Below are 12781 nucleotides of genomic sequence, written 5' to 3' on the forward strand. Positions count from 1 at the left end.
GCGCCATGCCCATGCTTAAACTCAGTTTCAATCAGAAAGTCGCCTTAGGTTTTGCGATCATTCTGGTGTTGTTGACAATCTCCGGAGGCATGTCCTTATGGAATCTCAGCGATATCAGCCGCTCCAACCAGCGTGTCCACGAGACCGCGGTGCCTGTGGTGAGCGAAGTCAACAGGGTCCAAATCCAACTGCTGAAGCTGGCCAACCTCAGCGCCCTGGGCTTCAACTCTCTCCGCGAAGAAGACATTCGCCCCTACCGCGACGGTTTCGACAAGGGTGCCCAGGAATTCGCCGAGGGTTACCAGCGCCTCGAAGGCCTGGTTCAGGCGGACCCGCAACGCACAGCCCTGGTTGCCGAGATCAAGAACAGCTACGAGACCTACACCGAAGCCGTGCGGCGTATGTTCGATGCCAAGCTGGCGGTGCTGGTGGCCAAGCAGAAGGTCGAAGATGAAGTCGTCGAGGTCATGAACCTGTCCGACGACATCGGCGCGGGCTTTATGGAAATCGTTAACGCCCGCGCGCCGAGCAAAGCCCTGGAAGCGGATCTGGCCCTGGCCCAGGGCTTCGCCAATCAGGCGGATGCGCTGATGGCCGGTGTCGCCAAAGCCGCCGAGGAATTGAAGAACGGCGGCGATCTCGAAAACCTGGAACGCGCCCAGGATGACTTCGAGTTCATCATCAATGGCTCGATGTTCTGGTTCGACAAGGCCGTACCGCTGTTCAAGCCAATGGACAGCGAGAGCGTTCTGGATAGCGCCTACGCCAGTGTCGAGGCACTGCGCGAGCGGCTCAAGGCCGAACCCAGCCTGATCGACCACAAGCGCGAACAGCTGAGCCAGGCGCAAACCGCCTGGGAGCAACTGAATACCTCCAAGGCGGCGGTGCAGAAAGCGGTCGATGGCCTGGACGAGGTGCTGGCGTCCGCCGATGCACAATTCAACCGCTTGCAAACCGAGCTGGGCGACAGCGTCGGCTTCGGCTTCAAAAGCACCATCGCCATCCTGATCATTCTGCTGGCTCTGGCCACGCAGAACTTCAACTCCATGCGCCTGGCAATTCGCAAGAAGATGATCGACCTGGCCAAGCTCAACCGCATCGGCGGCACCCTGGCCGCCGCGCGCGATCAGGACACCGCGTTGGAGCTGGTGCTGCACGCCATGTACGAGAAGATGGGTATAGAGCGCGGCTCGGTGTACCTGTTCAACAAGGACGACGAGCTGGAGGCCAAGGCCTTCCTGCCGCCCAAGCAGATGGACGGCGCGCCTTCGGCGATCACCTTCGTCATGGGCGAAGGGGTGATCGGCCGGGCGGCGGCCTCGAAGAAAGCCTTGTTCGTGCCCGATACCAGCCGCGACAGTTCCTATGTCGGCGGCGAAAGCGAAAAAGCCAAAGCCTTGCTGTGCGTGCCGCTGGTCGACAAAGACATCCTGATCGGCGTGATGAACTTCTCCGGCGATGTGAACAAAGTGGCCTTCGCCGACAGCGACTACGAGTTCGTCGCCTCGGTGGCGCGCTCTCTGGTCACCACGATCAAGAACATCCGCATGGTCGAGGTGATCGAAGAGCACAACCGCACCCTGGAGCGCAAAGTCGAAGAGCGCACCGCCGCGCTGGAACAGAAGAACGAAGACATTGCCAACATGTTCTCCAACATGCACCAGGGCCTGTTCACCATCATCGAGGGTGGGCTGATTCACCCTGAGTATGCGGCCTACCTGGAAACCATCTTCGAAACCAAGGAGATCGCCAACCGCAACTTCGTCGACTTCATGTTCCGCCGTTCGACCCTCAGCGCCGATGTCATCGATGCCGCCTCCACCGCGGTGGCGTCCATCGTCGGCGAAGACGCGATGATGTACGAGTTCAACTCGCACTTGCTGGTTGGTGAGTTGACCCTGGAGTTCAGCGATAAGCCAAATAAACTGATTGAGCTGGATTGGGATCCGATCGTCGACGAGCAGGATGTGATCACTAAGCTGATGGTTACGGTGCGCGACGTCACCGCGCTAAAAGCGCTGCAGGCCGAGGCCGAAGGCCAGCGCCAGGAACTGATGATCATTGGCGAAATCCTTGCCGTGGATGCCGACAAATTCAACGACTTTATCGAAGGCTCCTCCAGCTTCGTCGACCGTTGCCGCACCATCATCGAGCAAACCGAACAGAAGGATCTGGGCAAGCTGGCCGAGTTGTTCCGCAATATCCACACGGTCAAAGGCAACGCCCGCACTTACGGGCTCAAGCACATCACCGACACCGTGCACCGGATCGAGAACACCTACGACCAGTTGCGCAAGAACGAGGAGATGCAGTGGCAGCCTCAGGCGCTGCTCGGCGAGTTGGCGTTTGCCGAGCAGGCGATCAAGGTCTACAGCGGCATCTTCAAGGACAAACTCGGCCGTGATGGCAAGCAGGGCATTGCCGGCGCGCGGGTCGACCGCGCGCAGATCCGCCGTTTGATGGAGAGCATCGCCGCGCTCGCCGACACCGGGCTGCCGGCCAACGTGATCAGCATCGTCCGCGAGACCTACCACTCCCTCGCGGCCATCGAGGCCGAGCCGCTGGAAACGGTCATCGCCGATGTGCTGCAGTCGGTGCAGTCGCTGGCCGGTGAACTGGACAAGCCCGCGCCCGCGATTGAGATAAACGACAAGGATATCTACGCGCGCCGAGAGGCCCATGGCTTGCTCAACAACATCTTTATGCACGTGCTGCGCAACGCCCTGGATCACGGCATCGAAACGCCGGCCGAGCGCCGCCAGAAGGGCAAGCCCGAACAGGGTCGCATCCAGGTCGACGCCCGGAAACAAGACGGTGCCATCAGCTTTTCCGTGCGTGACGATGGCCGCGGTATCGCCTTGAGCAAGATCTTCGGCAAGGCCGTCGAGCAGGGGTTGTACCCGGCCGATGCGGCGCGACCGGCGGCCAGCGAGATCGCCAATCTGATCTTCGCCTCCGGCTTCTCCACCGCCGATGAAGTCACTGAAATCTCGGGGCGTGGGGTCGGTATGGATGCGGTGCGCGAGTTCCTCGAGTCCGAGGGCGGCAGCATCGAGGTCAGGCTCGACGCGGGTGACGATAAGGCCGACTTCCGTGGCTTCACCACCCTTATCCATCTATCCGCCAAGCTGTGCATAGTGGCGCCGGAGTTCGCCAGGGCCAGCTAAGCATGGTCAGCGGAGCGACTCAGGATTGCATCCGGAGTCGCTCCCGCCCAGCGTGCCAGACGAATATATCCCCCGGGATGCAACCCGGGGATATCCCTGATCTAGTTCCGGCCCCCAGCCGGGCTACGCTAATTGTCCCTCAGCGCCAACCTACAGCGATAACCCCGCCACCCTGCTGTCCAACCCTTGCCCGTGACCGCTGTGCTAACCTGCGGCGAGATTTTCATGGGCATTGTTGGTCGTCTGGCCGGTCTGTTTTCGAGGTTATTCATGCATATCCATATTCTCGGCATCTGCGGCACTTTCATGGGTTCGCTGGCCGTGCTGGCCAAGGCGCTGGGACACCGCGTCACCGGTTCCGACGCCAATGTCTACCCGCCGATGAGCACCCAGCTCGAGGCCCAGGGCATCGAATTGACCCAGGGCTACGATGCCGCGCAACTCGATCCGGCGCCGGATCTGGTGGTGATCGGCAATGCGCTGTCGCGCGGTAATCCGGCGGTTGAATACGTGCTCAATAAGGGCCTGCCTTACGTCAGCGGCCCGCAGTGGCTGGCCGACCATGTCCTGCAAGGGCGCTGGGTGCTGGCGGTGGCCGGCACCCATGGCAAGACCAGCAGCAGCAGCATGCTGGCCTGGGTGCTGGAGCATGCCGGCATGAGCCCAGGTTTCCTGATCGGCGGGGTGCCGCAGAACTTCGGCATATCCGCGCGCCTGGGCGACACGCCGTTCTTCGTGGTCGAGGCTGACGAGTACGACAGCGCCTTCTTCGACAAGCGCAGCAAGTTCGTTCACTACCGCCCGCGCACCGCGATCCTGAATAACCTGGAGTTCGATCACGCGGATATCTTCCCTGATCTAGCGGCCATCGAGCGGCAATTCCATCACCTGGTGCGGACCATTCCCGGTGACGGCCTGATCATCCACCCGGCCGCCGAAGGGGCGCTGCAACGGGTGATCGAGATGGGCTGCTGGACGCCGGTGCAGACCACCGGCGAAGGTGGCCAGTGGCAGGCACGTTTGCTCAGCGCCGATGGCGCGCGTTTCGAGGTGTGGTTCGACGGCCGGGCCCAGGGCGTGGTCGATTGGCAACTGACCGGTCAGCACAACGTGGCCAATGCCCTGGCGGTATTGGCGGCGGCGCGGCATGTCGGTGTGGTCCCGGAGCTCGGCATCGCCGCGCTGTGCAGCTTTATCAACGCCAAGCGGCGGATGGAAAAGGTTGCCGAGGTCAATGGCGTGACCATTTTCGATGACTTCGCCCACCACCCGACGGCGATTGCCACCACCCTCGACGGCCTGCGCAAAAGCATCGGCACTGCCAGGCTGATCGCAGTGATCGAACCACGCTCCAATTCGATGAAACTCGGTGCCCACCGCGACGGCTTGCCGGGTTCGGTGGTCCAGGCCGATTCGGTGTACTGGTACGCACCGGCCAACCTCGGCTGGGATCTGGCGGCGAGCGTGGCCGCATCCACAGTGCCGACCCAGGTCTGCGATTCCCTGGAGGCGATCATCCAAGGGGTCAAGGCCGAAGCCGCGCCGGGCACCCAGGTGGTGGTGATGAGCAACGGCGGCTTTGGCGGCTTGCATGGCAAGCTGGCCGAGGCGCTGGCCTTATAAAAAGTGAAAATTCGCGCTCAAAGCGTCGTGAGCGCAGATTAGGCAAGGCGAAAGCTTGCGAGGAAGCGGAGTTTACAAGCGGTAAATGAGCATGACTCTTTTCACTCGCCCTTCGGGTCGCGCTGAAGCGCGTTAACCGCAGGCGGTTAGCCGAGCAACTATCAACGCAGCATAAGCAAGCGCAACAGCTTTGAGAGTGAATTTATGAGCGGTCCCGAACGCATTACCCTGGCGATGACCGGTGCCTCCGGCGCCCAGTACGGCCTGCGCCTGCTCGACTGCCTGGTGCAGGAAGATCGCGAGGTGCACTTTCTGATTTCCAAGGCCGCGCAGTTGGTGCTGGCCACCGAAACGGACGTGACCCTGCCAGCCAAGCCCCAGGCCATGCAGACGTTCTTGAATGAATACACCGGCGCCGCGCCAGGGCAGATTCGCGTCTATGGCAAGGAAGACTGGATGGCCCCGGCAGCCTCCGGCTCGGGGGCGCCGAGCGCCATGGTGGTGGTGCCGTGCTCGACCGGCACCCTCTCGGCGATTGCCACCGGCGCTTGCAACAACCTGATCGAGCGCGCCGCCGATGTGGTGCTCAAGGAGCGTCGCCAGTTGATTCTGGTGCCGCGCGAGGCGCCGTTTTCCAGCATCCACCTGGAGAACATGCTCAAGCTGTCGAACATGGGCGCGGTGATCCTGCCGGCGGCGCCGGGCTTCTATCACCAGCCACAGACCATCGACGACCTGATCGACTTCGTCGTCGCGCGCATCCTCAACTGCCTGGGCGTGCCCCAGGACATGTTGCCGCGCTGGGGCGAACAGCATCAGGTGTCGGATGAGTAATGCGCGGGTGCGCACGGGCGGTTGGCTGGTGTGCCTGTTGCTCATCCTGTCGAGCAGCGGTTGCGCCACGGTGCGCACCCTGGATGCAGCCAAGTCGGGCGCGCCGGTTATCTACGCCGGCACCCGCCTGGACCTGTATGCGCTGAACAACGGCTGCTGCGCGCAGGAGCGTTTCGGCGCGGAGGCGCCGCCATACCCCGGCCTCGACCTGCCCGCCAGTGCGCTGCTGGACACCCTGTTGCTGCCGTTCTCGCTGGCGACCGAATTGGGCGTGAGCCTGGGCGTCAGCGGCGGCTTATAGCTAGCCGAGTGCCGGCGACAAGGGGTGTGCTGCCGTACGCTGTTTGGATAAGGATAAAGGTCGTCTGCACGCGAGGTTGGATGGGCTGTGCGGGCGCTGTTTACCAGTGCTTCAGCCAGCGATTCCAGTGGTACAGCGCGCGGGCGAACAGGTTGTAGCTCCAGCGTGCCAGCAGCTGCAGGCCGGGAATCTGTAGCAGTCTGCTCAACCACTGCTGGCCAGGGGTGCGCTGGAACAGCTCGGCAAAGGCGTCCACGCCGATCGCGATGCGCCCGGATTCATCCTTGAGGTAGAGACGCTCACGCACCTGCTCCAGTGGGGTGTCGAGTTCTGCGCAGGCGCCGGGTTGCTGATCAACGTCGATCCACTCGACCGGGCAACTGCCGTCGGCCTGCATGCGCTGGCGCTGCCCATCGATGCCGGCTTTGCACACCGGGCAGGCGCTGTTGTAGAAGACTTTGAGCGTGGCCATGGTGGCTCTGTGTGACTGCACTGTGTAAAGCCTGGCACATATCGGCGCATTCGGCATTCGGCATTCGTCTGTGCGCCCAGGTGCGCACGGCGTAGCTCAGTCGGCCAGCGCACGGACCTCGGCTACTTTCTGTTCCAGGCCATAGCGGCCTTTGCCATCGCGCAGCACCTGACCCATGGCGATTTGAGGGTCATGGGTGAAGACCAGGCGACCGCCGCGGGCCAGCAGGTCGGCGAGCAGCGCTTCCTTCTCCTCGATCAGGCCCTCGGGGAAGCGGTCGTAGCTCATGGTGATCGGCAGATGGACCCAGGGTGCGCCGGGGATCAGGTCGCTGGGGAAGAGTACCGGGCCGCCGGGCATGGCCACTTCGGGTAGCAGCAGCCCCGGGGTATGGCCATCGCTCCAGTGCAGGTGCCAGTCCGGGCCGAGCAGTTGGCACTGTTCGGCTTCCTCCAGCAGCGTCAGGCGCTCGCTGCTTTCCAGTAGGCTCAGCAGTTCCGGGATATAGGAAGCGCGGTCACGGACGTGCGGGTTGCAGGCGCGCCGCCACTGGCGCTTGCCGGTGACATAGCGCGCATTGGGGAACAGCAGGCGTGCCGGTTGATCTTTTTCCCAGGCGGCGAGCAGGCCGCCGGCGTGGTCGAAGTGCAGGTGCGTGAGCACCACGATATCGATGTCGGCATCGCACAGGCCCAACTCGGCCAGGCTGTCGAGCAGCACGTGGCGGTCTTCCTGGACGCCGAAGCGGTCTTTCAGCTCCGGGCTGAAGAAGGCACCGATGCCGGTTTCCACCAGGATATTGCGCTCGGCTTCCTGCACCAGCAGGGCGCGGCAGCCGAGGTCGATGCGGTTCTGCTCATCGGGCGTCATCCAGCGTTGCCAGAGGGCCTTGGGCGCGTTGCCGAACATGGCGCCGCCATCGAGTTTCTGGCTGTTGCCGGTGAGGGTGGTCAGGGTGCGCATAGTCTTCTCGTCTGGGTCTCTGCTAGCGGTGCGCACGGCCTAGCAGGCCGTTGAAAAACTACCTGCGTTGGCAATACGGCGTTAAAAACAGGCTCGGAATGCTCATTTACAGCACGTAAACTCCGCTTCCTCGCCTGCTTTTGCCTTGTCTTGCCTGCCTCGCCTACGTTTTTCAACGGCCTGCTGGGCGGCCCCGCGTACCCTGCGGCTTGAATAAAAAAACGCGGTGTCTCGTTACCAGCACACCGCGCAAACGCTCAACCATGTAGGGCGGGTGCAACCCGCCAAGCAGGCAGTGGCGGGTTGCACCCGCCCTAGGCTTAGAACTGTTCGGCGCCCAGCCCATACAGCGGCGCGCTGCCGGCGCGGATGCTCGCCTCCAGGCTCAGGGTGCGCGGCAGCAGACGGGCGAAATAGAACGCCGCGGTGGCCAGCTTGCCGCCGTAGAAGGCTTGATCCTCGTCGCGTTTGGCCTCGGCCACTGCCGCCATACGCGCCCACATGTAGGCGTAGGCGACGTAGCCGAACAGGTGCAGGTAATCCACCGAGGCGGCGCCGACCGCATTGGCATCCGTCTTGGCCTGCTCCAGCAACCAGCCGCTGACGCCTTCCAGGCGCTCCAGGGCGGTGACCAGCTCGCTGCCATAAGGCGTTTGGTGCTGGTGGGCGAAGTGGCGCACTTCGGCGGCGAACTGGCGCAGTCCGGCCCCGCCGTTGGCCACTACCTTGCGCCCGAGCAGGTCGAGGGCCTGGATGCCGTTGGTGCCTTCATAGATCTGGGCGATGCGCACGTCGCGGACCAATTGCTCCTGGCCCCACTCGCGGATGTAGCCGTGGCCGCCGAACACCTGCTGGCCGTGTACACAGCTTTCCAGACCGATGTCGGTGAAGAAGGCCTTGGCCAGCGGGGTGAGCAGGGCGACCAGGGCCGCGGCGTTGTGTTGCTCGTCGGCATCGGCGCCGAACTTGCTCAGGTCGAGCTGCTGGCCGACGTAGCAGGCAAATGCCCGGCCGCCCTCGGTCATGGCCTTCATGCTCAGCAGCATGCGGCGCACGTCGGCGTGCACGATGATCGGGTCGGCGGCCTTGTCCGGCGCGACCTTGCCGGTGGCGGCGCGGCTCTGCAGGCGATCGCGGGCGTAAGCGGCGGCGGCCTGGTAGGAGGCTTCTGCGCAGCCGATGCCCTGGATGCCGATCGACAACCGCTCGTAGTTCATCATGGTGAACATCGCCGCCAGGCCCTTGTTGGCTTCGCCGATCAGGTAACCGCTGGCGCCGTCGAAGTTGATCACGCAGGTACTGGACGCCTTGATCCCCATCTTGTGTTCGATCGAACCGCAGCTCACGGCGTTGCGCGCACCCAGGCTGCCGTCGCCGCCCACCATGACTTTCGGCACCAGAAACAGCGAGATGCCCTTGGGTCCGGCCGGCGCGCCCGGCAGCTTGGCCAGGACCAGGTGGATGATGTTCTCGGTGAGGTCCTGCTCGCCGCCGGTGATGAAGATCTTGCTGCCGCTGATGCTGTAGCTGCCATCGGCCTGGGGCTCGGCCTTGGTGCGGATGATCCCCAGGTCAGTGCCGGCGTGGGCTTCGGTCAGGCACATGGAGCCGGCCCAGCGGCCGGCATACATCTCTGGCAAATAGGTGCTTTTCAGTGCTTCGCTGGCATGCGCGTCGATCGCCAGGCAGGCGCCGGAGCTCAGCGCCGAATAGAGGGCGAAGCTGGAGCCGGCGGCGTAGAGCATTTCCTCGAACTGCACCGCGAGCATCTTGGGCATGCCCATGCCGCCGTAGGCCGGGTTGCCGGACAGGCCGACCCAGCCGCCTTCGATATAGGTGGCGTAGGCCTGCTTGAAGCCGGCCGGGGTGCGCACCTCGCCGGCGACCCACTGTGCACCTTCCTCGTCGCCGCTGCGGTTGAGCGGGGCGATTAGCTGGCCGGTGACCTTGGCCGCTTCTTCGAGAATGGCGTCGGCGGTGTCGCCATCCACGGTCTCGGCCAGGGCTGGCAGGCGTGCCCACAGGGCTGGCGCGTCGAAGACTTCATGGAGGACGAAACGCAGGTCGCGCAGGGGGGCGTTGTACTCGGACATGGGGCACCTCAAAACAAAGTGCCGCAGGCGAACCTGCGGCGTGGGCAATGGTGAATAGGGTTATAGCGCGTTAGTCGACCTCGGGGGCACCGCTGGTCTTGTCCTTGCTCGAGGCGAACGTGAGCAGGTGGGTGCGCTCGACCAGGATGTACAGCGCCGCACCGGCGGCCAGACCCCAACCCGCGCCGTAGACGGCCAGGACCACGCCCATGGTGCCGGCGACGCCGCGTTCGGTGTTGTTGTTGAGTTGCTCGAAACCGACCATCAGGCAGATATAACCAGTGAGGATCAGGGTCAGCGACAGGGCGATCGGCAGTACTGGCTGGAAGAAACTTACCAGCGGCAGGGCGAACAGGGCGATGAAACCGGTGATCCAGAAGGTGCCGGCGCCGCTATAGATCGAGTCCATGGCCTTGCGCCCGTACTTGTAACGCTCGGCCATGGTCGCCGCGACGGCAGTCCACAGCGGTCCGGCCAGGCCTGGGTAGGGCGCGAAGAAGGCATGCAGGGCGTTGCGCAGGGCGGTCACCAGGTGCACGCGGTCGATGCTGTTCTCGATCACTTCGTCGGTGCGCAGTTCGTCGGCGCGCTGCATCAGCGACTGGCCGACGATGATGTCGCCGAAGGCGATGATGTAGGCGATAACCGCCGTCGGCACGGCCAGCAGGAACACGTCCAGGCCGGGGAAGCCGACGTTGAACGGCAGGTAGTTCCACATATCGGCGAAGGCCGGCGCGGTGATGCCGAAGCGCACGTCGGGCATCTTGTACTCACCGACGGCGATGCCGATGAAGATGGCGATCAACATGCCCGGCACCATGCCGTAGTTGACGATCTTGCGGGCCAAGGGCACGCGTTCGGTGAGGCCCTTGAACGACACCGAGAACATCAGGTACAGGCAAATCAGGCTGCCCAGCACCAGGGAAATCGGCGTATTGGCCAGGCGTCCGCCGCTGGAGATTTCGCCCATCAGCGCGGCGATGCCGGCGCCGATGATGATCCCGCCTTTCATCGAGTTGGGAATGATCTTGACCAGGGTGCTGCCCAGGCGGGTGACGCCGAGCACCAGGAAGATCACGAACACCAGGAACTGCAGGGCGAACAGCGCCTGAATCGCTTCCGGACCGGGCTTGAAGTTACCCAGGAACAGCAGCACCACCGGGATACCCGGGGTGATCCAGCCGGGCACGAAAGGCACCCCGAGCAGCGCCGGCAGCATGAAGCCGATGCCACACACCACCACATAGGCCAGGGCCACGTCGTAGGGCAGGCCGAGGTATTTTTCCAGCAGCGGAATCATCGCCAGGCTGACCACGAACATGATCAGCGCCTGGAGCATTTCCGCGGTTTCCCAGCGGTAGTGGATAAACGGCAGGCGCACTCGGAAAGGCCCGAAAGACCAGCAGGGTTGCTGTTCGCCATCTTTGCGTTGGTACAGTTGCATGGGTGCTGCCTCCGTCGGCGCAGCGCCTCGGGGCGCGTGCCGCTTATTGTTGTTGTGCAAACGGTTTGTTTACCCCCCTTCTCCTTCTTGCGGGCTTGTGTATGCACCGATCTCGCCAGCGAGGCCGATGAGCATGATGGGGCGCACTTGTGGGAGGCGCTTCAGCGGCGACAGTCGCGGCTAAAGCCCCTCCCACAGGACACAAACGCTTGAGGGAAGGGTGGCTGCTACAGTGCCTTGGCCATGTCGCGCAGGACGAATTTCTGGATCTTGCCGGTGCTGGTCTTCGGCAACTGGGTGAAGACCACGGTTCTCGGCACCTTGAAGCCGGCCAGGTGATCACGGCAGAACGCGATGATCTCGCTCTCGCAGTTGGCCTGCTGATCGACCTTGAGGGTGATGAAGGCGCAGGGCGTTTCGCCCCACTTCTCATCCGGGCGGGCGACCACGGCCGCTTCCAGCACCGCGTGGTGGCGGTAGAGCACGGCTTCCACCTCGATGGTGGAGATGTTCTCGCCACCGGAGATGATGATGTCTTTCAGGCGATCCTTGATTTCCACGTAGCCATCGGGGTGACACACGGCCAGGTCGCCGGTGTGGAACCAGCCGCCCTCGAAGGCCTCGGCCGTGGCGCTGGGGTTCTTCAGGTAGCCCTTCATCACCGTGTTGCCGCGCATGAAGATCTCGCCGATGGTCTCGCCATCGCGCGGCGTCGGCTCCAGGGTTTTCGGATCGCCGACCATCAGGCCTTCCAGGGTCGGGTAACGCACGCCCTGGCGGGACTTGATCTGCGCCCGTTGATCCAGCGGCAGCTCATCCCATTCGGCATGCCAGGCGCACACGGTCACGGGGCCATACACCTCGGTGAGGCCGTAGACGTGGGTGACCTTGATGCCCATGTCCTCGACCGCGCCAATCACCTTGGCCGGCGGCGCCGCGCCGGCAACCATGGCATTGACCGGGTGCTCGATGGCCGCCTTGGCCGACTCGGGCATGTTGACCAGGGCGTTGAGCACGATGGGGGCGCCGCACAGGTGGCTGACCCGATGTTCGCGGATCAGGTGGAGGATTTTCTGCGGGTCGACGCGCCGGAGGAACACGTGCACGCCGGCCAGGGCGGTGATGGTCCAGGGGTAGCACCAGCCGTTGCAATGGAACATCGGCAGGGTCCACAGGTACACCGGATGGTGACCCATGGCCCAGGTCATCTGGTTGCCCAGCGAGTTGAGGTAGGCGCCGCGGTGGTGGTAGACCACCCCCTTGGGGTTGCCGGTGGTGCCTGAGGTGTAGTTGAGGCTGATCGCCTGCCATTCGTCATCCGGCCATTGCCAGGCGAATTGTGGGTCGCCTTCGGCCAGCAGGGCTTCGTAGTCGAGGTCGCTGACCGCCTGGCCTTCGCCGAACTCCGGGTCATCGACATCGATCACCAGCGGCGGATGATCGAGCATGCCGACGGCGGCATGCACCACATCGAAGAACTCGCGGTCGGTGATCAGCACCTTGGCTTCGCCGTGCTGCAGCATGAAGGCGATGGCCTCGGCATCCAGGCGCACGTTGAGCGGGTTGAGCACCGCGCCGATCATCGGCACGCCGAAATGTGCTTCGAGCATCGCCGGGGTATTCGGTAGCATCAGCGCCACCGTGTCGCCCTTACCGATGCCGCGGCCGGCCAGGGCCGATGCCAGGCGCCGGCAGCGGGCATAGGTTTCGCTCCAGTTGCGGCGAATCGAGCCATGGATCACCGCCGGGTAGTGCGGGTACACGCTTGCGGTGCGCTCGAGAAAGCTCAGTGGCGAGAGGGCGATGTGGTTAACGGCGGTAGGCTCAAGGCCCTGTTCGTAGATCGACATGCGGGTACCCATGGCAGATTGTTTGCTCTTGTGG

General features: G+C 63.6%; 9 protein-coding genes. 4 read left to right on the forward strand and 5 right to left on the reverse strand.

The features are described 5' to 3' along the window. The first annotated feature begins 11 nt into the window (after positions 1–11). The 4 genes from B2D37_RS21530 to B2D37_RS21545 all read left to right on the forward strand — a co-directional run bounded on the left by B2D37_RS21530 (position 12) and on the right by B2D37_RS21545 (position 5925). Entirely contained in the window at positions 12–3167 is a 3156-nt protein-coding gene (locus tag B2D37_RS21530) for a GAF domain-containing protein (RefSeq protein ID WP_177345253.1), read from the forward strand. A gap of 270 nt (positions 3168–3437) precedes the next feature. Beyond that, positions 3438–4790, forward strand: a complete 1353-nt coding sequence (gene mpl, locus B2D37_RS21535) for a UDP-N-acetylmuramate:L-alanyl-gamma-D-glutamyl-meso-diaminopimelate ligase (RefSeq protein WP_079204610.1) — start codon at positions 3438–3440, stop codon at positions 4788–4790. A gap of 204 nt (positions 4791–4994) precedes the next feature. Further along, positions 4995–5624 carry a flavin prenyltransferase UbiX gene (gene ubiX, locus B2D37_RS21540; RefSeq protein ID WP_079204611.1) on the forward strand — a complete coding sequence of 210 codons (630 nt, stop codon included), beginning with the start codon at positions 4995–4997 and terminating at the stop codon, positions 5622–5624. Then, positions 5617–5925, forward strand: a complete 309-nt coding sequence (locus B2D37_RS21545) for a YceK/YidQ family lipoprotein (RefSeq protein ID WP_079204612.1) — start codon at positions 5617–5619, stop codon at positions 5923–5925. Before ubiX ends, B2D37_RS21545 begins: the two co-directional genes overlap by 8 nt. A 100-nt stretch (positions 5926–6025) precedes the next feature. Here the strand turns inward: B2D37_RS21545 and B2D37_RS21550 are convergent, their stop codons facing one another. The 5 genes from B2D37_RS21550 to B2D37_RS21575 all read right to left on the reverse strand — a co-directional run bounded on the left by B2D37_RS21550 (position 6026) and on the right by B2D37_RS21575 (position 12747). Continuing rightward, a complete protein-coding gene (locus tag B2D37_RS21550) occupies positions 6026–6397 on the reverse strand; it encodes a DUF393 domain-containing protein (protein ID WP_079204613.1) in 372 nt (123 codons plus the stop codon). Between the two features lie 96 nt (positions 6398–6493). Continuing rightward, a complete protein-coding gene (locus B2D37_RS21555; protein ID WP_079204614.1) occupies positions 6494–7360 on the reverse strand; it encodes an MBL fold metallo-hydrolase in 867 nt (288 codons plus the stop codon). Positions 7361–7680: 320 nt separating this feature from the next. Then, positions 7681–9453 carry an acyl-CoA dehydrogenase C-terminal domain-containing protein gene (locus B2D37_RS21565; RefSeq protein ID WP_079204616.1) on the reverse strand — a complete coding sequence of 591 codons (1773 nt, stop codon included), beginning with the start codon at positions 9451–9453 and terminating at the stop codon, positions 7681–7683. Positions 9454–9523: 70 nt separating this feature from the next. Beyond that, the gene (locus B2D37_RS21570; protein WP_079204617.1) at positions 9524–10897 is read right to left on the reverse strand and encodes a solute carrier family 23 protein; all 1374 of its coding nucleotides are present in this window, start codon (positions 10895–10897) and stop codon (positions 9524–9526) included. Between the two features lie 227 nt (positions 10898–11124). Continuing rightward, positions 11125–12747, reverse strand: a complete 1623-nt coding sequence (locus tag B2D37_RS21575; protein ID WP_079205063.1) for an acyl-CoA synthetase — start codon at positions 12745–12747, stop codon at positions 11125–11127. Between the last annotated feature and the right edge of the window lie 34 nt (positions 12748–12781).

It is taken from the genome of Pseudomonas sp. CC6-YY-74, from assembly GCF_002025205.1.
Classification (GTDB): Bacteria; Pseudomonadota; Gammaproteobacteria; order Pseudomonadales; family Pseudomonadaceae; genus Aquipseudomonas; species Aquipseudomonas paeninsulae.

Bases quoted from the DNA above. Each gene is read 5' to 3' on its own strand.
- B2D37_RS21530 (WP_177345253.1), top strand. From the start codon at position 12: ATGCTTAAACTCAGTTTCAATCAGAAAGTCGCCTTAGGTTTTGCGATC.
- mpl (WP_079204610.1), top strand. From the start codon at position 3,438: ATGCATATCCATATTCTCGGCATCTGCGGCACTTTCATGGGTTCGCTG.
- ubiX (WP_079204611.1), top strand. From the start codon at position 4,995: ATGAGCGGTCCCGAACGCATTACCCTGGCGATGACCGGTGCCTCCGGC.
- B2D37_RS21545 (WP_079204612.1), top strand. From the start codon at position 5,617: ATGAGTAATGCGCGGGTGCGCACGGGCGGTTGGCTGGTGTGCCTGTTG.
- B2D37_RS21550 (WP_079204613.1), bottom strand. From the start codon at position 6,397: ATGGCCACGCTCAAAGTCTTCTACAACAGCGCCTGCCCGGTGTGCAAA.
- B2D37_RS21555 (WP_079204614.1), bottom strand. From the start codon at position 7,360: ATGCGCACCCTGACCACCCTCACCGGCAACAGCCAGAAACTCGATGGC.
- B2D37_RS21565 (WP_079204616.1), bottom strand. From the start codon at position 9,453: ATGTCCGAGTACAACGCCCCCCTGCGCGACCTGCGTTTCGTCCTCCAT.
- B2D37_RS21570 (WP_079204617.1), bottom strand. From the start codon at position 10,897: ATGCAACTGTACCAACGCAAAGATGGCGAACAGCAACCCTGCTGGTCT.
- B2D37_RS21575 (WP_079205063.1), bottom strand. From the start codon at position 12,747: ATGTCGATCTACGAACAGGGCCTTGAGCCTACCGCCGTTAACCACATC.